The sequence below is a fragment of the Symploca atlantica LB2515 genome (assembly GCF_052546295.1).
In genome coordinates this window covers 184,766-208,803 of the sequence record NZ_JBQWMT010000001.1, presented here as the reverse complement: position 1 = coordinate 208,803, position 24,038 = coordinate 184,766, and the positions used below count along the sequence as shown (strand labels likewise).

Below are 24,038 nucleotides of genomic sequence, written 5' to 3'. Positions count from 1 at the left end.
AAATTATTGATACAGGAGGTTCAATCAACACAAAAATAAAGTTTGACCCTAGCTAGACAGCAGAGGCATCAACTCCAAAAACTTCTTTAACTGCTTGAGAGACTTCCCAAGAACTTTTTTAAGAATAGGCGTTGGGAGTGCCAGGGCAACCAGAAACTCAAGCTAGGCTCAACCTGATATAGGCGATATCCACTTTTGAGGTAAAGCTCCCTTGCCTGATGGTTATTTTCTAGCACGTGGAGGTAAATGTCTTGAAAGTTCCATTCCCTGGCTGTTCGGTCACAGGAAAGGAGTAATTTTCGCGCGACTCCTTGTCTCCGGCAGGATTTTCTTACTGCCAAGTTAGAGATGTAAGGATACTGAATACTACGACATTGCCAGGAAGACTTGGAACGAAGGGTGAGTTCTACAGTGCCGGCAACTTCTTCTCGATAACCGTTGATTGTAGAAACGACGACTACAGCAACCAAGCAAGCATAATGTGGCGAACTTGAGCGGAGTCGGTTGCGCAAATCTTCATAAATTCCCAACTTTAATATTGGGTAGGCCCAACCGAAGAATCCTGTACGAGAGTGAAAGCTATCCGCCAAAATTTCCGCTAGGGTAATTAGATCCCCCACTTGTGCTGTGCGGATGTGTAATTGGGATGCGCCTACAGCAAAGACATCGGGTGCTGTAGGTGCTGAATCATGGGGCTTCCAGAAAGAAAAACAGGGTTTCACAACCGCAAAAATAATTGGGGAAACAAACTAGAGATCACAAGGAAAAGAGTCAAAATTTCCAAGCACTGGCTTGAAAAAATCTATTTCTTCCTCCGTTGTTGCCAGCAAGTAGATCATCCTGGTTACTTGACACTTATCTAATTGTATCGAGCGCTTGGTTCTCTAAGACACCTGAGATTTTTCTTCGGAACTCTCAAGTAATCTACGAAGATCAGCGCTTTGGTAACCTTAGCCACTTACTTTCAACCCTGATACATAAGTTGACAGAATGCATTCGTGGTCAACTCCCCTTGTAAAATTTGGATTAACCGAGATTGAAAAACCAGATGCCCCAGAACCTTGCCTTGGTCTAAGCATTAGGCAGTTCAATAATTCCTAACTAATAGGCTTTCTTTCGGCTATTGACCACGGCACGATAATGGCAGTTTAGTTCAAATCCGACAATGCAGGCAAGAAAGATACGTCCGCCAGCAGCAAGCTTATTAATCGCAGCAGGTTTGCCATACTTTACCAGAGCTAACTTTTCTCCTAAAAATCCTACACTAGCCCCCTCAATCTAGCTTGAGAGAGAGCAACTACCCGTCTATTTCAGTAAATATACTCTATGATTCCATCTCTTCTGCTTACACTTATACTTTTCTGAGGGATAGTATTGTACAAGCAGTGCATCAACGAACAAAGGTTAAGCGCAGTTTGAGCTGTGTTAAGACCTGATAAAAAGCTCACTGTCTTAGTTCACCAAGAGTATTAGTTTAGGTTTGTAAGGCTTGATTTTCACTACTGGTGATAAGAGACCAAAGTCTCTGACCTGATCACAGCAACCGGCACTCTAGGAAGCACCAAAAAGTTAGAAACATTTGGTTCAGTGGGCATTCTTATTAAAAGTATGCTTGAGTCGAAAAACAACCAACGATCAGAAATAAAGTGCTTATTCTGATATTTCCCAATCAAATAACCATACGCTCAAGAAAAAATTAAAATCGACAGGGTGCACCACTGACCATAGCTACAGCTTTGAAGTCTTTACCTAGTCAGATGCTGTTTCAAGCCAGCATCACAATTAGGACTGATAAGTTTAGCCCTGACTTCTCACTCAAGACATCTATAGAAGAGCAGGAAAAATCATTGAATCAGTGCAGACAGTTTTTATTTGACAAGCCTTGGCAGCAGGAGAGCGGTGCATGAAATCCCAAGAAACTATTAGACCCAAACTTCTGGTTGTCGATGACGAGCCAGATAATCTTGACTTGCTTTACCGTACTTTCTATCGAGATTACAAAGTATTAAGAGCCGAAAATGGGCATGCAGCTCTAGAGATTTTGGCAAAAGAGGGAGATGTAGCGGTAATCATCTCTGATCAGCGTATGCCTCTGATGAGTGGCACAGAGTTTCTCAGTATTACTGCTGCTCAATATCCTGATATCATCCGCATTATCTTGACTGGCTATACTGATGTTGAAGACTTGGTAGATGCCATCAACGATGGTAAGGTTTTCAAGTTTGTCAGAAAGCCCTGGAGGGATGAAGAACTCAAGGCAGTGGTGCGCCAAGCAATGGACACCCACAATGTGCTGAAAATTCGCACCAGCCAACTGTGTCAAGCGCTGCGTCGGGAAATGCTGCTTAATAGCGTTACCAATACGATTCGTAACGCCCAGTACAAAGGAAGTGATAGTTCTCCTCTACGGCGGATCCTGCAAACGATTGTCGAAGCAGTAGGTCATGTGCTGGAGGTTGATTTCTGCATTTTGCGTCCTTTTCAGGACGAGCAGTTGGAAGATGAATGGTTTGTTTATCAAAATAAGGAGGAGTCATTACCATCCTCCCCAAGTTATACAGGAGCGGCTCTTGCGGCAAACTCTATTACGAAAAGGAATAGCTTCGTCGAATACTCAGTAACGGAAAGTGATGCATTGGAAGGTGAGTGTCATTTTAGCCATGTTACTCCCCTATCTTGCTCTTACCCTATTTCATCTTCCCCAAAGTGCCTTTTACCTTCAGGCAAAACTTCTACGGTAGACACCGCTAAGCTTAAATCTCCCACAACTCCTTATCCGCAGTGCTTGATCAAGACACTTTGGAAAATTGGTGAAGTTGTCGTGATCAATGATGTTGCGACGGACGAGCACTTTAAAGGTGACACCACAGAAATTAGACAACGAACCCTTGCTTACCAACAGGCAAATATTAGCTCAACGCTGATGGTGCCACTGATTAGTCAACAGGAGCTGATGGCAGTCCTGGCATTGCATCGATGCGGGAAACCTCACGTTTGGGGAGATGATGAGATTCAGCTAGTAGCGATGGTTGCTGACCAAGCTGCCCTTGCTCTTTCCCAAGCACGAGCTTATGAGCGGGTGCGTGCCTTAGCCAAAAGACAGGAACTGGTAAATACTATCACTACTGCTATCCGCTCAACCCTAGAGCCTCAAAAAATTTTCATGGCAATTACTCAGCAGCTAGGGCAAGCACTACAGGTTGATGGCTGTACTTTATCCCTCTGGACAGAAGAGGATGAGTATGTCCAATGTGTTGGCTTCTATGACAGGAAATCGGCAAAAGTCTGGGGCAACTCCGTAGTTTCTGATGCCGAATCCGCTTCCCAGAAACTCAATCACGACCCCTTCTCAGAACTTAACCCCGATAAGTTACCACGGTCAATTGTCCCGATTGATTGCAACCCCATACTTAAAAAGCTTGTAGATACCCAAGAACCAGTAGCATTTTATGATCTAGATAGCCAGCCAGAAATAAGCGGGTTTGACCTGCCAGTGCGTGTGCCTGCTCGCGCAATTTTGGTGGTGCCTCTACTTGCCGATGGCAAGATTATTGGCAGCATTACACTACGCCAACTCGACCAGCCTCGACACTGGAATCGGTCAGATATCGAATTAGCGCAGGCAGTAGCTTCTCAGGCAGCGATCGCTGTTGGGCAATCACAACTGTACCAAAAAACACGGCGGCTAGCTGAGCGATTGCTGGAATTAGATCGGCAGAAAACAGAGTTTTTCCAAAATATTTCTCACGAATTCCGGACACCTTTAACACTGATCATTGGACCTCTTGAATCAGCTATTAGGCAGCAACAGTGTTTACCCTACGATCAGGGTCTGATCGCCCTACGTAATTCCCGACGCTTGTTAAGATTAGTTAATCAGCTATTAGACTTTCAGCGGCTTGATGCCGGTCGGATGCAAGCCAGCTTCCATGTTTGTGACCTAGTAGAAGTAGTTAGCCAAATTGTCGAAGCCTTTCGACCCTACTGTGAGAAAAAAAATATTGGTATTTCTACTCATTTCACACCCTGTCCGCCAGTTTATTTAGATTTGGAAAAATTCGACAAAATACTCTACAATCTGCTCTCTAATGCTGTGAAATTTTCTGGCAACCAAGGGAGTATTAGTGTCAGGGTAGAGCCAATAGCAGACCAAGTCCGGATGAAGATTACAGATACCGGAATTGGCATTCACCACGAGCAAATTCCTTATTTGTTTGAGCGGTTTCAACAGGCGTCTGGTTCAGTCAATCGCACTCATGAAGGCAGTGGCTTGGGGCTAGCTTTAGCTAAGGAGTTAGTAGAACTCCATGGTGGTCAAATTTCCGTAGAGTCCGTTTATTCACAATATACTGCCTTCACGGTTTTGCTGCCCATCGGAAACTCTCACTTGCCACCAGAGCAAGTAATGCAGGTATCTGCTGCTATTGAGTCGAGTCGTGCTGCGGTGGAGTTAGCTGATTTGGGAATCGTATCTCCCCTCTTAGGAGAAGAGGTGAGTAGCCAAAATCAAGAGGACAAAGTTACACAGAAGCTCGAAGACACTCTTCAGGATTCACTTTCTGGTTCTGGGTCTATTTTGGTGGTAGAAGATAACTCAGATTTACGAGCCTATTTATCTAGGATTTTTCAGCAAGCAGGTTATCAGGTTTGGACGGCAAGAAATGGAGAGGAAGGTTTCTGTCTGACCAAGGAGCATCATCCTCAACTAATTGTGACGGATTTAATGATGCCCGTGGTATCTGGTTTAGATTTGATTAGCATGATTCGTGCTTCAGAACAGCTCAAAGGGACGCCAATTATACTGCTTACTGCCCAAGTCAGTGAAAAAAACCGGATTGAGGGGACGGAAGAGGGGGCTGATGCTTATATTTCCAAGCCTTTCCAGGATCGAGAATTGCTGGCAGAAGTGCGCAATTTACTCGCCCTCAAAGCAAATGAGCAGCGAGTTATTAACTTAAATACTTATTTAACTGAGTCGGTACTCAAACGCTTTTTACCTCCGGCAATGGTGAAGGCAGCAGCTAGAGGCGAATTAGTTTTAGATTTGCATCCAGAACCTCGCCCCATCACAGTTTTGTTTAGTGATATTGTTGGCTTTACCCAACTGGCAAATACATTGAGAGCACGCCGAGTGGCTGAATTGCTTAATGAGTACCTTGAAGCTATGACTAATGCCGTCTTTGATAACGGCGGCACGATTGATAAGTTTATGGGAGACGGGATTTTAGCGATTTTCGGCGCTCCCGAAGAAATTTCCCCCACTGAGCAAGTGCGGCTTGCGGTGGCATCAGCGCGGCAAATGCATAGTGCTCTGCATCAGCTTAACCAGCGTTGGCAAGAACGGGGTATTCTTGGCAAAGATGGGTTAGCTGCTGTACAATTCCGTTGTGGCATCCATCAAGGAGCGGCGGTTGTGGGTATGTTTGGTAGCAGTAAACGGTCAGACTATACAGCAATCGGTCCTTGTGTTAACATTGCCGCCCGGCTACAAGAAGCTGCACAACCTAATTCGATTCTTGTCTCGGCTGCTGTGGCGGACTTGCTAGAAGACGATGGCATTAGTAAAGGTCATCCCCTCAAGCTTAAAGGCATCGATGAAACAGTCCTCACTTTTTCAGTTCGACCAGAGTCCAATTAAGCAACTATGCACAATTATTCTAGACTTAGGAATATCAGAGGTTTGTTTTGTGAGAAGTTTTTCAGGGTGTATAGGAGCTAATTACGTTAGATTAGCGTCTATTTTAAAATGCAGGAATTAGCGTAATTGCTTCAAGTTATGAATATTTCACAATGGCTCCAAGTAGTCGTCCTCACAACGGCTTCCTTCTTCAGTTTTGGTGCTTTAAATCCGACAATCGCTGGTACTTTTGATCAGACAGAAGTTAATACCGATGATTTTGTTGCCGTGGCAGTTCCTTTCGGCGACAATCAGCATCAACTATTGATCATCGAACAAGTTTCCCGGCAGCAGCCTTGCTGGAGTGAAAGAGGCGACGGCGACAACCTTGTTACTGTAGAGCCTTTACTCCTAAACTTTGACTTCACAGGAATTTGTCGGCGTAGCACTGACAGTAACGGCTACTCGATTCGCATGGATGGTGAAGACCTAGGTTTAGACTATATTCTCAGAATCGTTGAGCGTGATGGGGAACTAGTGCTAGTTGGTACTCCAGTGAGAATTCCCAATGCTCCAGAGGTCGAAATTGGCAGGACTAGAGGTATCAGCGACAGCATTGACAAAATTTTTCTCGATCCCGGCTGGCGACTGACAAAGAGAACCTATCAAGGAAAGATGTTAGGTCACATATATCTCACCAGTGATGTAACTTCTCCTTTAAATGCATTAGATAACACCAATACTGAGCCTTTGGTTCCGTCTTCTGGAACAGAACCTCTAGCCGTACCTCCCCAGAGAGAATTAATTTTTAGCAATCCACAAAGTGAACCAGATGCTGTTGAAGAAGAATTTCCGCTAACTGATCCTCAAAACACACCTTCTGCTGTTCCAGAGCGGGTGATTCCCGTTTTGGAGAATTAAAGTTTTCTTCTATTGAAGTATTTTAGGTTTTGGAACCGCCCAATTTCTGGGTGGTTTTTTTATATTGTTGATTTTTGTAGAGTTTCTATTAGATACATAAACAATGAAAATTGTTGCATAAATATTCAAAATTAAGAGTGATATCTACTAGAGAGCTGAAATTTGTCAGTAGCACCCTAATGTAATAAGTGGCACTTTGATTGATTAGAGCTATCAAATATAGCTTTCGTCTCAAGTAAATAAAATTGACCAAAATTTGTAGTTTCAGCAATTACAAAGGAGTTAAAAGATGTTTGGTAAAACCCAGATTAATAATTCATCTCAACCTGCCTTGGATATGACAATTTTGCAAGAGTTATCTGAACAAGAGGCAAGTTTAATTACAGGTGGTCAAGTTACCACCGTTTCTGAGTTGACTGATTTACTACCAGTGGGTTGGATGATAGAACCTGATCAGAGAGTTTCTGTGTTGGCTAAATGGAAAAATTGGATGTATACAGAGGAATCCGGCTGGGTTTGTCAGCCAGGTAAGGTTTGCTAAAATTGCAGTGAGTGTATGGTAAATTAAGCTAATTGTTGCCCTGTGGAAGTAGGCAAATCTGGTTATTCTTGGCTTAGGCGATCGCATTTACTCAGACTTACAAGAATAAATCTTAGCTCGCCATAATACTGAAATCACTTAGTTATTAGCCAGGGATAAATGCCTGGTAATTTAACGCTTCCCTATAAAAAATCCCCTCCTACAACGTCAGCTTAAGAGGGGATTTTTGCTGAATATTTCACTGAAAACGTTTCTGCTCACTCCGGTAACGAATCCATTCAGCAACAAAAGCAACTATCCCAGATATCAGGATAAGCATCACACTTAAAGCATTAATATCTGGCTTAACTCCGGTGCGAATGCGGCTAAAGATTTCCATCGGTAGAGTTGTTGCGCCAGTACCAGCAGTGAAACTGGCAATGAGAAAGTCATCCATACTCAGGACGAAGGATAACAAACAACCTGCAATAATGGCTGGCATCAATTCCGGAAGTAAGATTTTCAGAAAAGCTTGTAGGGGAGTTGCGCCTAAGTCGAGTGCAGCTTCTTCTAGATGAGGATCAAGAGCAGCAATGCGCGAGGAAACGACTAAAGCAATATAGGCTAGACAGAACACCACATGAGCCGCCACGATTGTCCACAAGCTCAAAGGTGTGCTAATAACAGCCAGGAAGACAAGGGTAGAGACAGCGATCGCAATATCGGGGACAATGAGCGGTAGGTAGGAGACGCCGCGATACAAGCTTTTGCCGAGAAAACGATAACGTGCTAAACCTACTGCCATAAGAGTACCCAGTACAGCGGAAATAGCAACTGCCACGAGAGCCACAGTTAGACTGTTTTGCAGTGATCTGAGGACGCGAGAGTCGGCAAATAGCTTTGTATACCAACTGAGAGTAAATCCCTGCCAATTAGCGCTATAGGCGGACTTATTAAAGCTATAAAACGTTAGTACCAGGATGGGCAGGTACATATAAAAAAACATTACTAGGGAAAAAATTCCCTGCCAGGAGAAGTGGAATTTCGGTTTAGATTGCAGCATATCGACGGAAATCTCCTCCTGCTGATGGGAGAGTGTATCTGTCATTAAGTCGCACCTAATGCCTTGCTGGCGCTTGTGATGGTTAGCAAATGGAAAATAGAAAATAGAACATTGAGTTGTATACACCAGTATCTGGCTTATCGTCTCGATTTTCCATTTTCAATAATTTTGTTGTTGATCTGTCTAAGGTTCAACGGTTGTATCGCCATACTTAATCCAAAGTGCGATCGCCATACTCACAGCCACAATCAATACCATACTCAAGGCTGAGCCAAACCCCCAATTCTGAGTTGGCCCCAAAAATTGGTTATAGATCAAACGAGCAACCGTCATACTTGATGCCCCACCCAACAATTCTGGGTCAACAAAATCCCCTAAACCGCTGATGAAAACTAGTAAACAACCGGCAGTAATTCCCGGCATGGTTTGGGGAACTGTAACTTTCCAGAAAGTTTGCCAAGGATTCGCACCTAAATCGGCAGAAGCCTCCAACAGACGCTGGTCTAACTTTTCTAAAGAAGCATAGAGAATCAAGACCATGTAGGGTAGAAAGCTATAGGCCATGCCAATCAATACTGCCGGCCATTCATTGAGCAGATTCCACGGCAAAAGCGGTAACAGTGATACTGAGGGCAAACTTATCGCCTCAAGCAAGTTGTTCAGACTCTGCAAAAACGCGTTCAGCCCTTCCAGTAAAGGATTAATTAAAGGTTTTAAGGGGTTGAGTAAAAAAGTATTGAGTACTCCTGTAGGGCGCAAAATCGTAATCCAAGCGTAAGAACGCAGCAATGAGGAAGTCCACAGGGGCAAGATAAACCCTACAAGTAGTAAATTCTGCCATCTTTTTGGTGCTAACTGAGCGATCCAGTAAGCCACGGGAAATCCCAACAGCAGACAAATCACTGTGCTACCAACAGCAAAGAATACTGATCGCCCGATTACTTGAAGATTAATGGGTTCAAAGACCCGAAAATAATTATCCAATCCAGAAGGATTAACTAAATCTCCTGGTCGAATATTGGGCACCAAACTCAGCTCAAAAATTACCAATGTAGGCAACACCAGTAACAAAGCTAGCCAAATACCAGCTGGCCCTAGCAATGCCAGGGGTTCCAGCCACTGCCATCTAGGGCGTTTCTTCTCCTTCGTAACTGGTGGTTCTGCCATGCCATCAGCTGCACTGGGGTTGGTTAGGTAGGGAGGAGGACTTTTAGTGGACACGGCTGCTTAGGTTATTGGCTATTTGTCGTTTTTTTTTGCGGTCAGCACTTGAGCAAGATTTATTGGTTGATTATTAACAGAGGACAAACAACAAAAGACTAACTGCTTGTTAGTCTAGTCCAGTAACGTTCATAAACTTCCTCAAAATCACCGATTGGCGTCAGACTTTCACAACGCTCTAGCGCTGACTCTGAGGGAAATAGACTCTGGTTGTCCTTAACTTCAGGGGGCAGAAGTTGAAATGCTGCTTTATTCGGTGTGGCAAAACTCAATTTTTCACAAATGTGGGCGGCTACCTCTGGCTGTAACATGAAATTAATCCAAGCATAGGCTCCTTCAGGATTGGGAGCTGTTTGGGGAATAACCAATGTATCCACCCAGACAGAGGCACCACTTTGAGGTAGTAGGTACTGCAAGTCTGAGTTTTCTTCTATGACTTCATTAGCATCAGAGGAATAACACATAGCTAGCCTTAAATCCCCACTCAAAACTTGAGGTCGCCAAGCGTCAGAAGTAAATGAGGCGAGGAAAGGTTTCAAACTTAGCAGCTTTTCGTAGGCTTGTTCAAGCTGCTGGGCGTTTTGAGAATTGTAAGAGTAGCCCAACATTTTTAGTGTCGCCCCCATAACTTCTCGAACATCATTGAGCAAAGTCATCCGTTTGGATAATTGCTCTCGGTAATCCCAAAGATAGCTCCAATCTTCTGGTGGTTGTTGTAACTTCTTGGTGTTATAAACTAAACCTGTAGTTCCCCAACTCAGAGGCACACTGTACTGATTTCTGGGGTCATATTCAGGATTTTGGAACCGGGGAAATAATCTATCCAGACCTTCCATACGGGTTTTGTCTAGTTCCATGAGCAGACCTAGCTCCCGCATTTTAATCACCATATATTCCGAGGGATAGATAATGCTGTAACCTGCTCCCCCTGCTGCCTGAATGCGAGCTAGCATCGACTCATTGGAATCAAAGACATCAGCCACTGCCCTGATTCCCGTTTCTTTGGCGAAGCGGTCTAGTAAATCCTGGTCTGTATAGCCCGACCAAGTGTATATGTATAACTCGTCGGTTGAACCTTGACCACTAGTCGGTGGTCGCACATTAGCAAGTGTCCAACCACACCCAGATAACCCTACAGTAGATAATGTTGCTGATGCAGCCACCTGCAAAAACCGACGTCTAGTGGGGTTTTTGGCAGATATCTGTTGCTCCTCATTGGTCATTGGTCACTTATTATTGGTTGTTGGTTATCAGTTATTTGCGATAGTAAACGACGAATAATAGACAATAAACAACCTTACTCTTGCAGATTAATCACCAAGGACTTAGTGTGAACATTGAAAAGCTTAAATGCTTTGTTTACCAAGATTATTAATACTCCAACTCCTGTCAAAATGACGTTCCTTAAAGCAGTACTAGAATCAAAATTTATTCCTCCCAAGCTAGACAATCTGTGGCTGCAAAGCGAGCATAAACTGGGGTATTGGGTTCTGGTAATTTGTTGCTAGTATTGGGCAACATAACGGTAAGACAATCGCCGCTAAGCAATTCGACCATATACTGAACATTAGCACCGAGGTACATAATGTGCTTGAGACGACCCTCAAAACAATTAATTTGCGATCTTGGAGGAGAAAGACTCAAGCGAATTTTCTCAGGACGCACACAGACCATAATCTCTTGAGACTGGCTCAATTGCTTTCTCGGTAATTTAGGTTGTACTAAGAGCTTCAGGCCATTTGCCGTAACCACATGAAGTGTGGCGTTATCACTAGCTTCGATGCGTCCTTTAAAGGAATTTGTTTCCCCAATAAAATTTGCCACAAATGGTGTGAGGGGAGAATCGTAGATTTCTGTTGGGGTGCCAATTTGCTCAATTTTGCCGCTACGCATCACTGCAATGCGATCAGACAGGCTGAGAGCTTCTTCTTGGTCGTGGGTAACCATGATAAAGGTCAGCCCCAATTCTTGGTGTAGATTAGATAGCTCCACCTGCATTTCTTTACGCAGTTTGAAATCTAAAGCCCCCAAAGGCTCATCTAAGAGCAGTACTGCTGGTAGATTGACCAATGCTCGTGCTAATGCCACCCGTTGCTGTTGTCCACCGGAAAGTTGAGCAGGAAACCTATTAGTATAAGCTTCCATTTTTACCTGTTTGAGGGCACTTTTGACCCGATCCTCGACTTCTGATGCTGGTCGTTTTTTGAGACGCAGACCAAAGGCAATATTTTCTGCAACGCTCAAGTGATTAAACAGAGCATAGCTTTGAAATACTGTATTCACAGGTCTTCGGTGGGCTGGAACATGATTCATTAACTCCCCTTGAATCAGAACCTCTCCGGCTGAGGGCGTCTCAAATCCTGCCACCAAGCGCAAAGTTGTGGTCTTCCCGCAGCCAGAGGGGCCGAGAATGCTAAAAAATTCTCCCTGGCGAATATTCAAGTCAACACCACGAACAGCCGTCTCTCCATTGAAAACCTTGAAAACCTTGCGTAGTTCAATATCTAGCTCAGCGGAAGTATCCGGAGAGCCATGTTCTTTGAGTGAAGTTTGATACATAGTGATTACAGGCAGCAGGGATGCACCAATTTGGAGTTAAGTCTGTTAGATGCATTAAGCGTAGTTGATGTACCTGGGTTTATTTTATCTGTCTCTCCCTCGTCTTGATTATTTTTCGCTTCGATAGTTTATGATTTACCTTCATCGCTGCTTGAGAGTCTAGTTACTAGTGGCAGGAGCAATTTTCCGATGTCCAAGATAAGAGAGGATAATCAACGTATAGACTAGGTAAAAAATTCCTTTAGACTTAATTGCTTAAATTTTCTGCTATGACTCTGATTCAGACGAAGATTCAGGCGAACTCAGTAGGTCGTCAACCCACGCCTCGTACTGTCGGACGCAATTACCAATCTGTGATTGTCATGTTTCTCATCAGCATTTTTTTGCTGGGGGGAATTGGCTCTCGTCTAGCTTACTTACAGTTAATTCAGGGTAAACGCAATCAGGAACTAGCAGAAAACAACCGGATTCGCTTGATTCCTAAGCCTCCGGTGCGGGGCAATATTTTTGACCGCAAAGGAAGAATTTTGGCAAGTAGTCGGTTGTCCCACTCTGTGTTTCTCTGGCCGATTGCTCTCCAAGAACAAGAATGGCCCAGAACCCTGAAACGTCTCTCAGAGTTGTTGGAGATACCAGAGGAGGAGATTCAACAACGCTTAGAACAAGCTGGCTATAAATCTACTTCGCTACTCAGAATTGCCCGTGGTATTAGCCCCAGCGAGATTACCGCCCTAGCTGAGTACAGTAGCGAACTAGAGGGAGTAGAGGTAGATACTGAGGCTGTGCGTAACTACCCCAACGGTGATTTAGCGGGTCATGTTCTTGGCTATACTGGCGAACTCAATGAGAAGGAACTCGACAAGCTGAGACCTCAAGGCTATCGTCTCGGTGACATTGCCGGGAAAATGGGTGTTGAAGAGTCTTTTGAGAAACGGCTACGGGGAGAATGGGGCGGTCAGCAGGTGGAAGTAGATGGCGCTGGTCAAGTGCTGCGGATTTTGGGTGAGAAAGAGGCAAAAGCTGGCAAGGATGTCACTACTACTTTAGATCTGGACGTGCAAAAGGCAGCTGAGGCAGCATTGGGTTCTCGCAAGGGAGCAATTGTCGCCCTGGATCCCAAAGATGGGTCTGTATTAGCGATGGTTAGCCGTCCTGCGTTTGATCCAAATATCTTTTCTGGTAGGGTTACCGGAGATACTTGGAAACAGCTACAAGCAAAAGGAACTCCCTTTGTTAACCGCGCGATGCGAGGCTTTCCTCCAGCAAGTACTTTCAAGGTTGTTACGCAAACGGCTGGTATGGAATCGGGTAAATACCCTCCCAGTACGGTATTGCCGACTTACGCTTATCTGAGAGTGGGTGGTACTGCTTTTGGGGAGTGGAATCGAGCGGGATTCGGTCCCATGGGCTATGTCCGCGCTATGGCTTGGAGTAGTAATACTTTCCATGGTCAGATTGGCAGAGGTGTTGGGGGGCCAAAGCTGATTGAATGGGCTCGTAGATATGGGTTCGGTCAAAAAACAGGTATTGAATTGTCGGGAGAATCTAGCGGTTTGATTGCTGATGATGCTTGGAAGAAGAAGAGATTTGACTGGGAGTGGACTGTTGGCGACACGATTAACATGTCCATTGGTCAAGGGTTTACCCAAGCAACACCGTTACAAGTAGCTGTTATGTTTTCTGTGCCTGCTAATGAAGGCTATAAAGTAACACCCCATCTGTTCAAGGATGTTAATAATGAGGATGTCAATCAGTGGCGAAAGTCTTTGAACCTGAAGCCAGAAACTGTAAAAACACTCCGCCAGGGACTGCGGGCAGTAGTTGCTGGGGGTACGGGTAAGGCTCTGAATGTGCCCAATCTGCCTCCATCTGCGGGGAAGAGTGGCACAGCAGAAGCGCCCCCTGGCAAACCTCATGCTTGGTTTGGCGCTTTCGCACCTTATGAAAAACCGGAAATTGTGGTTGTGGCGTTTGCTGAACATTCCGGTGGTGGTGGTGGTTCAGTCGCAGCGCCGATGGTACGTCAAGTTCTAGAGGCTTACTTTAAGGAAAATAAAAAATAAGCTGGCGTTGCCTTGATTTTTCTTGATTAATTTACAGTCTTCTGTCGCTGAGCGGCAATTCTTGATTAGACCTCTTGCATAAATGCTTAAATGTCATGTTGAGCAACGCGAAACATCCTACGCGAGATGCTTCACTCCACTGCATTGGGCTCAGCATGACCTTGAGAGTTATCAGACTTTTGCAAGAGGTCTATTGACTGATACCAGCATTGCAGAGCTATTCTCTAATTTTCCATCAGCTTGCTGTAAAGCTGTTCTTGCTATTTGACACTGATACTTGCTACTTCCACAGTTGATCAATTGCTGCTCAGCGAATTAGGTAAGTACGCCATTTATCCGGAGTTCCTCCATTGGTTTTTTGGCATAAAGCTAGACGCCAGGTTTTTCCTTCTAACTGGCGTTGTAAATAGACATCAAAGGGATTATTTCGCTGATTTACCTGCCGCTTTGATAGCCTAAATTTTAGGGTGTAAGTTCCTTGAAAATGGTATGTAGGTAAGTCATCAATCAATAATGGCTCAACTCCCTTAAGTGTCACTTGAGTAATTTCAAATTTTGGCGGTAAAGATTGCAAACTTTGAGTAAGTTGCTGTTGGGTAAGACTAACTTGTAAGGCGATCGCTTTTTGTACTAGCTGCTTACTGGGTGATAGTCCCAGAGGAGGAGTGCTTGTCCCACAAGCTGCTAGTATTCCCAAGAGTAGGGTAATCAAAACAAAGCTTACAGTTAATTTGGCGACTCTGGGCATAGCAATCTTCAGCGATTAGGATAGTGCAGTCGGTGTGTCTTAATTTTCCCAACCCACTATGTCAAATAAAACTCTGGATCTTGATTCCCAGCTCTATAATTATCTATTATCAGTTTCCTTGCGAGAACCCGATATCCTCCGGCAACTGCGAGCGGAAACTGCCCGTCATCCCTACGCTATGATGCAAATTGCACCAGAACAAGGTCAGTTCATGGCACTGCTTGTGCAATTGTTGGGTGCCAAAAAAACTTTAGAAGTAGGCGTCTTTACAGGTTACAGCTCTTTGTGTGTCGCTCTAACGCTTCCCCCTGATGGTCAAATTATTGCCTGCGATGTCAGCGAAGAATACACTGCAATAGCGCGTCGCTACTGGGAAGCTGCGGGAGTAGCTGACAAAATTGACTTGCGACTAGCACCAGCACTAGAAACACTAGATGAGCTATTGGCAGATCAGCAAGGGGAAACTTTCGACTTTGCTTTCATTGATGCTGATAAGACAAATTACCAAGCTTACTACGAGCGATCGCTCCAATTGCTGCGTCCTGGTGGACTGATTGTCATTGATAATGTTCTCTGGTCGGGACAAGTGGCTGACTCCGAGGTACAAGACGAAAACACCAAGGCAATTAGGGCTTTGAACGAAAAATTACACCACGATCAACGAGTCACACTCAGTCTAGTTCCTATTGCCGATGGACTAACTCTTGCTCTCAAGCGTTGATGAATTCTGAGCAAATTGTTTTCCTGCCCCTAGCCTATTCTTAGCACTTTACTGCTCACAGGTGAAGAAAAAACAACCCGGAGTCGCGACTTTTCAATCCAATTGACTCACTAAAGAAGTCGAGGCTCTGCTGTTACTCAAAGCTGTTAGTCAAATAAATACTAAACCTGAATCAGATGCGACCTAGCAATCTAGATATAGCACTATTATGATCTGCATACCTACAAAACTTCTACATCTCCCATGACTAAACGCTTAGCGACCTATTTGGCAGATGGAATCTATGAACTACTCCAAGAGTGGGCGCACCAGGAACGTCGCTCAATCAGTAGCTTGGCAGCATTCATTCTCGAAAAAGCTGCTAGAGAGCACCAAGAACAAATACTCAAACAACCTCCCGTCTCTGAGCAGCAAGAACGCTGAGTACACAGTCAAGGGCGGTGCTTCCTGCTTTAAATTGTGCAGTTAGGGTTTCTGGCGAAAACTGCCAGGACTAGGACTAGAACCACAGGCATTTCCCTTGTGGTCAACAATCCTAGAATCCTGGCAGTCAGTCTCTGATTTAGAGCTTAGCAATAACCACCCTGAGCAAAGTTGACAGGTAGAAAGTGCCGTGGTGTATTTCAAACGCCTCACTCTAACCTAAATTAATAAAATTCATTACTGAACACCCACGAGCTACTAGTTAAAGGTAAGATTATTTGAGGCTTTCTATCTGAGCAATCCTTAAAGGTAACTTTGCAATTTTGGATCAGCCTTAAGGTGTTGCAGAATCTGCTTAATTTCCTGTGTCCGGTCTTTTTTGACAATTAGGGTGGCGTTGTGATCGCGAACCACAACTACATCTTCAAGGCCAATTGTCACAATCACTTCATCGTCGTCAGAAGCATAAATAATCGCTCCCGTAGTGTCCCGTCCCACATGTTTTGCCAGTTCCACATTGGCATGTTCACCCTGCTGGAGACGTTCTAGAGCATTCCAATCTCCCAAATCGTCCCAACCAAAGGAAGCTGGCAAGACGTAAGCCAAGTGCGTCTTTTCCATTAAAGCGTAGTCGATACTCTTTTTCTGGAGTTGAGCATAAGCAGCAATACCTTGTTCTTCTAAGGGGTTGATAATTTCCGGTGCATAAGTGCGCAGTTCATCTAAAACCACCCCAGCCCGAAAAATAAATATCCCACTATTCCAGCTGAATCGACCCGTAGCCAGAAATTCTTCTGCTGTCTCGCGATTAGGCTTTTCTGTAAAACGACCGACGCTATAAACTGGCAATTCTCCAAAAGTACCAATATTTTGACCCTGTTCAATATAGCCATAACCTGTAGATGGGTAACTCGGAGTAATACCCAACGTCACTATAGAATCCTTAGCTAAAGCCAGTTCAGCAGCAGCATTAATTATTTTTTGAAAAGCTGCTTGGTCTGCAATCCAGTGGTCGGCAGGAAAAAAGCCTACCACAGCATCCTCACCATATTTCCTGGCAATTTCCAGGGTTGCCCAGGCAACTGCTGGTGCAGTGTCGCGCCCCTCTGGTTCCGCCAGCAAATTCTGAGAGCAAAGCTGAGGTAGCTGTTCTTGAACACCTTCAGCCAACATGGCAGAAGTAACTACCCATAATTTCTCTGGGCTTCCTGCCAACTCACTCAGTCTTTGCGCTGTTGCCTGTAGAAGGCTTTTACCGGTACCATCTAAACTTAAAAACTGCTTAGGTCTATGTTTACGGCTCAAAGGCCAAAAACGCTCTCCCTTGCCACCGGCAAGAATGACAGGGATCAAAGATTTCTCCATTACTTGCAGCGTCCCATAATTTACATTTTCTGCTACATCCTAGCCTCAGTTCTGGCAATTAATTTTTTTTTACAGACCAGTTAATTCGATTGCACAAAATTTACTACTTGGGGAATAGCCCTTGATTTGATAAGACCTGAGGTTATAATCCAGCATGAGATTTCAGAATTAGAAATTTTACGCATCAGCTACGGCTATCTTTGGTGAGGTGAGGGTGAAAAAAGATGTTAAACAGTCCCCAACGGGCGTGGAACTTAAGTTTTCTAGAGTTCCAAGCTATTCTCAGACAGATTTTACTTCTGGCATCCTGGATGATGTTTGCGCATCACAACCGCAGCTACCAGTTCCAGAAAAGGTGAAAGTTTCCCATCCCCCCAGAGACGAAAGCGCTCACGTCTCTGACTCAAATCCAGCAGAAAAACCCTACCTGCGATGGTTTTTCTGGAGCGCTACTTTCCTTTTGACAGCAACACTTTCTGCCGGACTAGGAGCAACCGTGGCACTGATTACTCCTTTGTCACCTCTATTGGCACCTCTCAATCAAGGAATAGGTTCAAAAGAAAAATCTTGGAGTCAAAGCTTTCAATACAACCTAGCAAGACCAGTCAACATTCTGGTTATGGGTATTGATCTAGTGCCAGACGCAGCTAACACCTCACCCGAAGTCTTGGCTGGTCGTAGTGATACCATGCTGCTATTGCGCCTTGATCCAACAGACCATAGCGTGAGGATGCTTTCTATTCCACGGGACACTCAAGTAGAAATTCCGAGTGTGGGAATTGACAAGATCAACGACGCTAATGTTAAGGGCGGACCTGGCTTAGCTGCAAGGATTGTCAGTCGTACCTTGAACGATGTGTCGATTGATAGGTATCTGCGCATCACAACCGATGCTTTCCGAGAACTGGTAGATCTCGTAGGCGGTGTTGAGGTTTTTGTACCCTACCCCATGGAATATGTAGACGTTACTCAGAATTTGGAAATTAACCTAGATCAAGGGTGGCAAACTTTAAATGGAGACCAGGCAGAACAATTTGCCCGTTTCCGCAATTATGAAGGCGGTGATATCGCTCGCATACAACGGCAACAAATACTCCTCAAAGCAATACAAAAGCGTTTGTTTAGTCCTACCGTCCTGCCTCGTTTGCCAAAACTGGTGCAGATTATGCAACAGTATATTGACACTAATCTTAGCTGGTCAGAAATCCTAGCACTTGTCGGCTTTGGTCTAGAACTCAAATCAGACGATTTCAAAATGGTACTCTTGCCAGGTCGTTTTAGCACTCCGGATGAATACGCCGCTAGCTATTGGATTATGGACACAGCGGCACGAGATCGGGTGATGCGCGAATATTTTGATCAAAAACCGGAGTGGGAAGTAACAGAACGTCGTCCTTCGCCCCATAACTTACGGATTGCGATTCAAAATGCTACGGATGATCCGCAACTTAGTCGGCGCGTTGTCCGATATCTGGCTAAAAAAGAGTTTTATAATGTTTACCTGGTTCAAGATTGGCCTGATCATCAGCGTCAGACTCAGATTATTGTCCAGCAAGGTGACCTAGAAGCAGCGATCACGCTCAAAAAAATCTTGGGACTTGGCAAGGTTGAAGCCTCTTCTACTGGCATCATTGGTTCAGAACTGACGATTCGAGTAGGGGAAGATTGGCTAGATCAACAGGCACAAGGGTTGGAGGTTAGGGATTGAAGGTGGCAGATTGCCGGTTGAATTCACACTTCGTCCTTCACCTTTTACACTTTAAGCATTCTGGATGTGACTCCTAAGGGTTTCTAAGGTGGGGTGTTTGAAGATGCAAATTTTGAATTCAAAAGTAATAAAAACAGGTCTACTACGTTTAGTAGAACTAATTTTAGTTCTCAGCTTGGCTTTTCTTTGGGTTATCTTAAGTGCCACTCCTGCCTATGCCCAGGACAAGACGGTTAACTATAGCAACACCGATTTAACCAATCGTGATTTCTCTAACGCCGATTTGGTGGGCGCTGTTTTTGCAGCAGCGGAAATGCGAGGCACTAACTTTCAAAGATCTAACCTGAGCAATACTATTTTTACTAAGGGAGTGCTGTTGGAGGCAAATTTAGAAGGCGCTAATCTTTCCCGTACCTTAATGGATAGGGTAACTCTAGACAGTGCTAATCTGACTAACGCTGTCTTCAAAGAGGCGATTATGACGCGCACTCGCTTTTACGACACCGATATCACTGGCGCTGATTTTACCGACGCAATCATTGATCCCTATCAGGTATCACTGATGTGTCAGCGCGCTAGTGGCGTTAATCCTGTGACTGGTGTTTCAACTAGGAATAGTTTAGGCTGCCGCTAGGCTTGTGCTGGTCAACTGGGTTAAGGGTTCCCAATTAATCACTTCCTGTAGCAATGCTTGGTAGCCAGCGACATTGGGATGGAGTCCATCTTGACAAAGGTGTTTGGCTAGCCAATCATTGCCACGAGATTGCCAAATATCAAAAATATCGAGGTAAGGAATCTGACGCTTTAGACAGGCAAGACGTGTGGCTTCTTTATAGTGGTACTGGTCGGCGTGATTGTAATGTAGACAATCTAAGAAGGGCATCTTAGCTTCATCTACAGGCACCATGCCGACGAAGAATACCGGACAAAGTTGCTGTCCCTGATCTAGTAGAGAGGCAAGTTCTTCCTGGAAATTGTCAAAATCTGTAAAATTGCGTCCATCGGAACGTCTGATACGGGGTGAATCGTTGACGCCAACTGAAAGGATAATTGCATCAGGTACTTGGTTTTTTAATTCACCCCGGCTGCGGAATTCCCGCTCTAAACGCTCTTGTACCTGCTTAACCCTGTCACCTCGAACGCCAAGATTATAGACAACATGACCAGGACTATCTGGCAACATCCACTGGCGTCGTAGTCGCTCTACCCAGCCACCTCCTTCTGGGTCACCAAACCCATAGATGATACTATCTCCCAGGACAATCAATTTTAGGGGCTGTGGAGGTATTTGACATAACGACCGAAAGCTAGGAGTTACAAGTGTTTGCATAGACAAAAGTACTGAGCGCGTTAGTTGTTAACAACTCGATACATTTACAGTAATTCACATAATGTTACGCTATCACACGCACTTGAAGATAGTTAAGCAGCAAAAAGAAGATACTATATCTCCAGCAAAGCTGATATTAAAAGGATCCTCAAGTCTTTTGCCCTTAATTCACCTCAGCTTTATCGTAAATTGCCCCCTGTTTTATATTTGTTACCGATGAATCTGAAATATAATTAGATTGGTATTAAATACTTTGCCCAGAAAAATTTCTAACCAAGACTTATGCTGCACAAGCGTTACCACTTTGATTCGAGCCAGATCATACAACGTGCCGAGGAGCTAGTGAGTGCAGCTTCCAATCGTTACAAAATTACAGTGCAAGTGGCAAATCGCGCTAAGCGACGCCGCTACGAAGATTTTGATAATATTGATGACCCGATGGTCAAGCCAGTACTGCGGGCAATTATTGAGATGTCCGATGAACTGACACAGCCGGAAATTATTGGAGATTAGACCAAGGCACAGGAAAATGGCGATCGCATCTCAGATAATTAAAGCGATAAGCCAGGGTAGGGTGGCGAGAGTAGCACTGCACTGTTCTCTCACCACCCTAGCTGGTATCTGCCTATTTCTATTCTCAGCAGAAAATAGACCTTCAGGTGCCTGGAAGTTGATTCCCTTGCAGCCAGCGGCAGCACAGTTCCCCAGGCCACAGGATGTAGGAGAAAAAGTCTACGAGAGCTTGCCGAACTTGCCGCTAGAAAACCAGTACGTCAACAAAGAGACGGGAGAAGTCGAGTCAGGCAATACCCTCATAGACCGCCTAGTCGAGTATCATCTGTACGTGAAAAACCGTCCTCCAAATTACCGTCTTGACTGGAAGTTAACCATAGCCGACTATCTAGGTGCTTACGAGTACCTAGTATCATCCAGCTATCCTGGGAATAACACCTTACAAGAAAACCCCATGGAGGGAGATCGCGCGGCAATTGAAAATCTAACTCGTTCTGAACGAAACGCTTTGATAGACATACTGGTAAGTATTTTTAATCCCAATCGTCCGGAAGCAACAACATCAACACCAAAAACATCACCAACACCACCAGCCAATAACTCTCGGCCTAGACTAAAGCTACCGGAACCAGGAGACGCACAGTTACTTTTGCCTTAATGGAACGTCTGATTAAAAGTGGTCAAGGTTGGCGTCTCGGCTGGGATCCTCAAGCTTCGGAATATCAAGGTTTAGTTGGTGCAGATGACTGGGCAATTGAACTAACTCAAGACGAGTTAGACGACTTTTGCCGATTGTTGGGACAGCTAGCCCAGACAATGAGCGAAATGGCCGATGAGTTGATGGATCAAGAGAAAATTACCTGTGAAGCGGAAAGCGGCTTGCTGTGGATGGAAGTAGAGGGTTATGCTAATGTTTATAGTCTGCGTTTTATTTTGAGTACTGGGCGCTGCTGTGAGGGTGGTTGGCCAGCCAAAGTAGTTCCAGATTTACTTCGAGGGGCTAATTCCCTAAAAGTATTTTAGATGGGTGTTTCAATTGCCGATATTGTGTTAATCTAGTACAGGTTCACCGGGGCGTAGCGCAGCTTGGTAGCGCACTACTTTGGGGTAGTAGGGGTCGTGGGTTCAAATCCCGCCGCTCCGATTAGTAAAAAAATAGCCAGAAACCCTTGCTGGCATAATTTTAGACCTAATACTTCTAAGCAAGAAGTATTAGGTTTTTGCATAAAATTTGCTTATTCCCTTGCAAACTCATGGGGTCAGTGTGATATAGAAAACATGACGCTGGCTCAGCTAATTGCTATATTGCGATCGGCTAACTTGTCTTATTATATCGATGACAAAGCTTCCCTCCAGTCGCCCTCTCTTCATTGCGGCTGTGTTTCTTGTGACCGTAGCCCTTATTTTGCTCATTGCCCAACTTACCAGGCAACCAACCATGACATCTGCACCCCAGCTACTAACTGACCCATTTTTACAACTGCCGACCGAGACTTCAGTGCGAGTGGTTTGGTTTACAGAATTTCCTGGTTCTCGTCACCTTGTTGCTTACGGACAGGAACTCAACAGCAAAGCTACTGCTACCACAACAAAACTCAGCCGTACTCGCGAAGACCAAAAATCCCAAGTAGGAAACCAAACAGAAGAAGGTCAAGTTTACCAGGAACCCATAATGCGGGATATCTGGCGTCACGAAGCCGAAGTAACCGGGCTAACTCCTGGTCAACGGATTCCTTATCAGGTCACGAGTGTACTTGAAGATGGGCAGCAAATAAGCAGCCAACAGTTTACCTTGGCCCCAACACCCCAACCTGAGACGCCCTCAACAATTCTCCTCACCTCTGACCATCAATTGATGCCGATGACAGCAGCCAATCTTCAGAAGGTAAGAGAAACCATCGGTCAAGTTGATGCTGTTTTCCTGGCTGGTGATTTGGTAAATATTCCTGACCGCGCCTCCGAATGGTTTGATGATCATCGGGGAGGTGCCTTTTTTCCCAGTCTTCAGGGTCGTGCCAATTACGAACTAGAAAGAGAAGGCATCAAGGTCACCTATACTGGCGGTGAGTTGATTCAACATGCCCCACTGTTTACGGCAACAGGCAACCATGAAGTAATGGGGCGTTTTGACATGGTTAGTGGCTTGAATGACCAATTCGGTGACCCCTATCCTCGTGGGGCGGCCCAAGAGATTTATCAAAAAAATGCCCAGGGGTTAAACCCCAAGAATAATCCACAAATTAGGGAAGCTTGGTTGAAAAACAACTCCTTTAATACCGACACTTATCAAGAAATTTTTGCTTTACCCCAGAGTGGTTCCGGTGAAAATAATTATTACGCCGTGACTTTTGGGGATATTCGCTTGGTAGTGTTATACGTGACAAATATTTGGAGGACACCCAGCCTTAAAGCTGATGCCAAGGGGAGATATCGCGAAGCGGACGAAGATCTAAATAATCCGGATAATTGGGGATATGGACAGCATATTTTTGAGCCAATAGCCAAGGGTAGCAAGCAGTATCAATGGCTAGAGGCAGAACTCAATAGCCCGGAATTCCAAGAGACGAAGTATAAAATCGTCATGTTCCATCATCCGCCTCATTCCTTAGGTGACAATATTGTCCCAGCTTATACTGACCCAGTGCAGCTAATTGAACGCCAGGAAAGTGGGGAAATTGCAGCAGTGCGCTATGAGTATCCTCAAGAAGCTGATTACATTATTCGCGATGTCATGCCCCTATTAGAGGCTGCGAATGTGCAACTGGTGTTTTATGGTCACTCTCATCTGTGGAACCGCTTTGTTAGTCCTAGTGGGATGCATTTTCTAGAAACTTCCAATGTCGGTAATACTTATGGCGCTTATCTTGGGGACAAGAAGCGTCCTGTGCCAACCGGCTATCAATCAAAATACGCTGCTACAGAAGATCCTAACGGACTAACCTCAGTAGTGCCGACACTGGCACCACTGCTGGGAGAAGATAATCAACCATTGCCTTATATAGCAAGTAATGACATTACAGTCTTCAGTATCTTAGACACTGATACTGGAATAATCAGTAGCTATCGCTTTGACACACTCAAGCCGGAATCCGAGGTAGTTAAATTTGATGAATTCAGGCTTACTCAACTTAGTAAGTCTAGCGACAATTCCTAATTGAATACCTGTCGTTTTTTATCTTAAGTTAGGGTAATTTACTGGGTGGGATAGAGTTGGTGGCAAAAGTCAGTAGTCAGACAATACGACTGTGTTTAATTCAATAAAAAAC

At 44.7% G+C, this 24,038-nt stretch carries 20 protein-coding genes and 1 tRNA gene; 13 read left to right on the top strand and 8 right to left on the bottom strand.

The features are described 5' to 3' along the window. Positions 1-86 precede the first annotated feature (86 nt). Positions 87-722, bottom strand: a complete 636-nt coding sequence (locus ACT7WV_RS00995) for a GNAT family N-acetyltransferase (protein WP_445101098.1) — start codon at positions 720-722, stop codon at positions 87-89. Between the two features lie 1,181 nt (positions 723-1,903). On the opposite strand from ACT7WV_RS00995, the gene ACT7WV_RS00990 reads away from it, so the two are divergent. From ACT7WV_RS00990 to ACT7WV_RS00980, 3 genes are all read left to right on the top strand, one after another. After that, positions 1,904-5,638 carry a response regulator gene (locus tag ACT7WV_RS00990; RefSeq protein WP_445101097.1) on the top strand — a complete coding sequence of 1,245 codons (3,735 nt, stop codon included), beginning with the start codon at positions 1,904-1,906 and terminating at the stop codon, positions 5,636-5,638. A gap of 138 nt (positions 5,639-5,776) precedes the next feature. Next, positions 5,777-6,538 carry a DUF3747 domain-containing protein gene (locus tag ACT7WV_RS00985; RefSeq protein ID WP_445101096.1) on the top strand — a complete coding sequence of 254 codons (762 nt, stop codon included), beginning with the start codon at positions 5,777-5,779 and terminating at the stop codon, positions 6,536-6,538. A gap of 289 nt (positions 6,539-6,827) precedes the next feature. Beyond that, positions 6,828-7,079 (top strand): hypothetical protein, encoded by a 252-nt coding sequence (locus ACT7WV_RS00980; RefSeq protein ID WP_445101095.1) that lies wholly within the window; start codon positions 6,828-6,830, stop codon positions 7,077-7,079. Positions 7,080-7,317: 238 nt separating this feature from the next. Here ACT7WV_RS00980 and ACT7WV_RS00975 read toward each other — a convergent pair whose 3' ends face one another. From ACT7WV_RS00975 to ACT7WV_RS00960, 4 genes are all read right to left on the bottom strand, one after another. Beyond that, positions 7,318-8,166 (bottom strand): ABC transporter permease, encoded by an 849-nt coding sequence (locus ACT7WV_RS00975; RefSeq protein ID WP_445101094.1) that lies wholly within the window; start codon positions 8,164-8,166, stop codon positions 7,318-7,320. 138 nt (positions 8,167-8,304) lie between these two features. Further along, positions 8,305-9,288, bottom strand: coding sequence for an ABC transporter permease (locus ACT7WV_RS00970; protein ID WP_445105547.1), 984 nt, complete (start codon positions 9,286-9,288; stop codon positions 8,305-8,307). A gap of 152 nt (positions 9,289-9,440) precedes the next feature. Continuing rightward, the gene (locus ACT7WV_RS00965; RefSeq protein WP_445101093.1) at positions 9,441-10,565 is read right to left on the bottom strand and encodes an ABC transporter substrate-binding protein; all 1,125 of its coding nucleotides are present in this window, start codon (positions 10,563-10,565) and stop codon (positions 9,441-9,443) included. 205 nt (positions 10,566-10,770) lie between these two features. Further along, on the bottom strand, positions 10,771-11,901 hold the full coding sequence (locus ACT7WV_RS00960) for an ABC transporter ATP-binding protein (RefSeq protein ID WP_445101092.1): 1,131 nt from the start codon (positions 11,899-11,901) through the stop codon (positions 10,771-10,773). A 269-nt stretch (positions 11,902-12,170) separates the two neighbouring features. Here ACT7WV_RS00960 and mrdA point away from each other — a divergent pair, with 269 nt between their 5' ends. Then, a complete protein-coding gene (mrdA, locus tag ACT7WV_RS00955; RefSeq protein ID WP_445101091.1) occupies positions 12,171-13,964 on the top strand; it encodes a penicillin-binding protein 2 in 1,794 nt (597 codons plus the stop codon). A gap of 307 nt (positions 13,965-14,271) precedes the next feature. Here the strand turns inward: mrdA and ACT7WV_RS00950 are convergent, their stop codons facing one another. Then, positions 14,272-14,712: a hypothetical protein gene (locus ACT7WV_RS00950; RefSeq protein ID WP_445101090.1), complete on the bottom strand. Its 441-nt coding sequence runs from the start codon at positions 14,710-14,712 to the stop codon at positions 14,272-14,274. 58 nt (positions 14,713-14,770) lie between these two features. Between ACT7WV_RS00950 and ACT7WV_RS00945 the strand changes: the two genes are divergently transcribed. Both ACT7WV_RS00945 and ACT7WV_RS00940 read left to right on the top strand, forming a co-directional pair. Beyond that, positions 14,771-15,433, top strand: a complete 663-nt coding sequence (locus ACT7WV_RS00945; RefSeq protein ID WP_445101089.1) for a class I SAM-dependent methyltransferase — start codon at positions 14,771-14,773, stop codon at positions 15,431-15,433. A gap of 243 nt (positions 15,434-15,676) precedes the next feature. After that, positions 15,677-15,856, top strand: a complete 180-nt coding sequence (locus tag ACT7WV_RS00940) for a ribbon-helix-helix domain-containing protein (protein WP_445101088.1) — start codon at positions 15,677-15,679, stop codon at positions 15,854-15,856. 303 nt (positions 15,857-16,159) lie between these two features. Here ACT7WV_RS00940 and ACT7WV_RS00935 read toward each other — a convergent pair whose 3' ends face one another. Next, positions 16,160-17,221 (bottom strand): mannose-1-phosphate guanylyltransferase, encoded by a 1,062-nt coding sequence (locus tag ACT7WV_RS00935; protein ID WP_445101087.1) that lies wholly within the window; start codon positions 17,219-17,221, stop codon positions 16,160-16,162. 214 nt (positions 17,222-17,435) lie between these two features. Here ACT7WV_RS00935 and ACT7WV_RS00930 point away from each other — a divergent pair, with 214 nt between their 5' ends. Beyond that, the gene (locus tag ACT7WV_RS00930) at positions 17,436-18,929 is read left to right on the top strand and encodes an LCP family protein (RefSeq protein WP_445101086.1); all 1,494 of its coding nucleotides are present in this window, start codon (positions 17,436-17,438) and stop codon (positions 18,927-18,929) included. A 103-nt stretch (positions 18,930-19,032) separates the two neighbouring features. Next, positions 19,033-19,563 carry a pentapeptide repeat-containing protein gene (locus ACT7WV_RS00925; protein ID WP_445101085.1) on the top strand — a complete coding sequence of 177 codons (531 nt, stop codon included), beginning with the start codon at positions 19,033-19,035 and terminating at the stop codon, positions 19,561-19,563. On the opposite strand, the gene ACT7WV_RS00920 is transcribed toward ACT7WV_RS00925, so the two are convergent. After that, positions 19,549-20,259 (bottom strand): GDSL-type esterase/lipase family protein, encoded by a 711-nt coding sequence (locus ACT7WV_RS00920; protein ID WP_445101084.1) that lies wholly within the window; start codon positions 20,257-20,259, stop codon positions 19,549-19,551. The genes ACT7WV_RS00925 and ACT7WV_RS00920 overlap by 15 nt on opposite strands. A gap of 282 nt (positions 20,260-20,541) precedes the next feature. On the opposite strand from ACT7WV_RS00920, the gene ACT7WV_RS00915 reads away from it, so the two are divergent. From ACT7WV_RS00915 to ACT7WV_RS00895, 5 genes are all read left to right on the top strand, one after another. Further along, entirely contained in the window at positions 20,542-20,772 is a 231-nt protein-coding gene (locus tag ACT7WV_RS00915) for a DNA-directed RNA polymerase subunit omega (RefSeq protein WP_445101083.1), read from the top strand. Between the two features lie 16 nt (positions 20,773-20,788). Further along, positions 20,789-21,430 (top strand): hypothetical protein, encoded by a 642-nt coding sequence (locus ACT7WV_RS00910; protein ID WP_445101082.1) that lies wholly within the window; start codon positions 20,789-20,791, stop codon positions 21,428-21,430. After that, a complete protein-coding gene (locus ACT7WV_RS00905; RefSeq protein ID WP_445101081.1) occupies positions 21,430-21,795 on the top strand; it encodes a DUF1818 family protein in 366 nt (121 codons plus the stop codon). The genes ACT7WV_RS00910 and ACT7WV_RS00905 overlap by 1 nt, the downstream gene beginning before the upstream one ends. A gap of 47 nt (positions 21,796-21,842) precedes the next feature. Beyond that, positions 21,843-21,916: transfer RNA gene (locus ACT7WV_RS00900), tRNA-Pro, on the top strand. 192 nt (positions 21,917-22,108) lie between these two features. Next, positions 22,109-23,926, top strand: a complete 1,818-nt coding sequence (locus ACT7WV_RS00895) for a purple acid phosphatase family protein (protein WP_463424132.1) — start codon at positions 22,109-22,111, stop codon at positions 23,924-23,926. The last annotated feature ends 112 nt before the right edge of the window (positions 23,927-24,038 follow it).

Bases quoted from the DNA above. Each gene is read 5' to 3' on its own strand.
- ACT7WV_RS00925 (WP_445101085.1), top strand. From the start codon at position 19,033: ATGCAAATTTTGAATTCAAAAGTAATAAAAACAGGTCTACTACGTTTA.
- ACT7WV_RS00920 (WP_445101084.1), bottom strand. From the start codon at position 20,259: ATGCAAACACTTGTAACTCCTAGCTTTCGGTCGTTATGTCAAATACCT.
- ACT7WV_RS00960 (WP_445101092.1), bottom strand. From the start codon at position 11,901: ATGTATCAAACTTCACTCAAAGAACATGGCTCTCCGGATACTTCCGCT.
- ACT7WV_RS00970 (WP_445105547.1), bottom strand. From the start codon at position 9,288: ATGGCAGAACCACCAGTTACGAAGGAGAAGAAACGCCCTAGATGGCAG.
- ACT7WV_RS00975 (WP_445101094.1), bottom strand. From the start codon at position 8,166: ATGACAGATACACTCTCCCATCAGCAGGAGGAGATTTCCGTCGATATG.
- ACT7WV_RS00990 (WP_445101097.1), top strand. From the start codon at position 1,904: ATGAAATCCCAAGAAACTATTAGACCCAAACTTCTGGTTGTCGATGAC.
- ACT7WV_RS00985 (WP_445101096.1), top strand. From the start codon at position 5,777: ATGAATATTTCACAATGGCTCCAAGTAGTCGTCCTCACAACGGCTTCC.
- ACT7WV_RS00940 (WP_445101088.1), top strand. From the start codon at position 15,677: ATGACTAAACGCTTAGCGACCTATTTGGCAGATGGAATCTATGAACTA.
- ACT7WV_RS00895 (WP_463424132.1), top strand. From the start codon at position 22,109: ATGACAAAGCTTCCCTCCAGTCGCCCTCTCTTCATTGCGGCTGTGTTT.
- ACT7WV_RS00980 (WP_445101095.1), top strand. From the start codon at position 6,828: ATGTTTGGTAAAACCCAGATTAATAATTCATCTCAACCTGCCTTGGAT.
- ACT7WV_RS00910 (WP_445101082.1), top strand. From the start codon at position 20,789: ATGGCGATCGCATCTCAGATAATTAAAGCGATAAGCCAGGGTAGGGTG.
- ACT7WV_RS00935 (WP_445101087.1), bottom strand. From the start codon at position 17,221: ATGGAGAAATCTTTGATCCCTGTCATTCTTGCCGGTGGCAAGGGAGAG.
- ACT7WV_RS00965 (WP_445101093.1), bottom strand. From the start codon at position 10,565: ATGACCAATGAGGAGCAACAGATATCTGCCAAAAACCCCACTAGACGT.
- ACT7WV_RS00945 (WP_445101089.1), top strand. From the start codon at position 14,771: ATGTCAAATAAAACTCTGGATCTTGATTCCCAGCTCTATAATTATCTA.
- mrdA (WP_445101091.1), top strand. From the start codon at position 12,171: ATGACTCTGATTCAGACGAAGATTCAGGCGAACTCAGTAGGTCGTCAA.
- ACT7WV_RS00905 (WP_445101081.1), top strand. From the start codon at position 21,430: ATGGAACGTCTGATTAAAAGTGGTCAAGGTTGGCGTCTCGGCTGGGAT.
- ACT7WV_RS00950 (WP_445101090.1), bottom strand. From the start codon at position 14,712: ATGCCCAGAGTCGCCAAATTAACTGTAAGCTTTGTTTTGATTACCCTA.
- ACT7WV_RS00915 (WP_445101083.1), top strand. From the start codon at position 20,542: ATGCTGCACAAGCGTTACCACTTTGATTCGAGCCAGATCATACAACGT.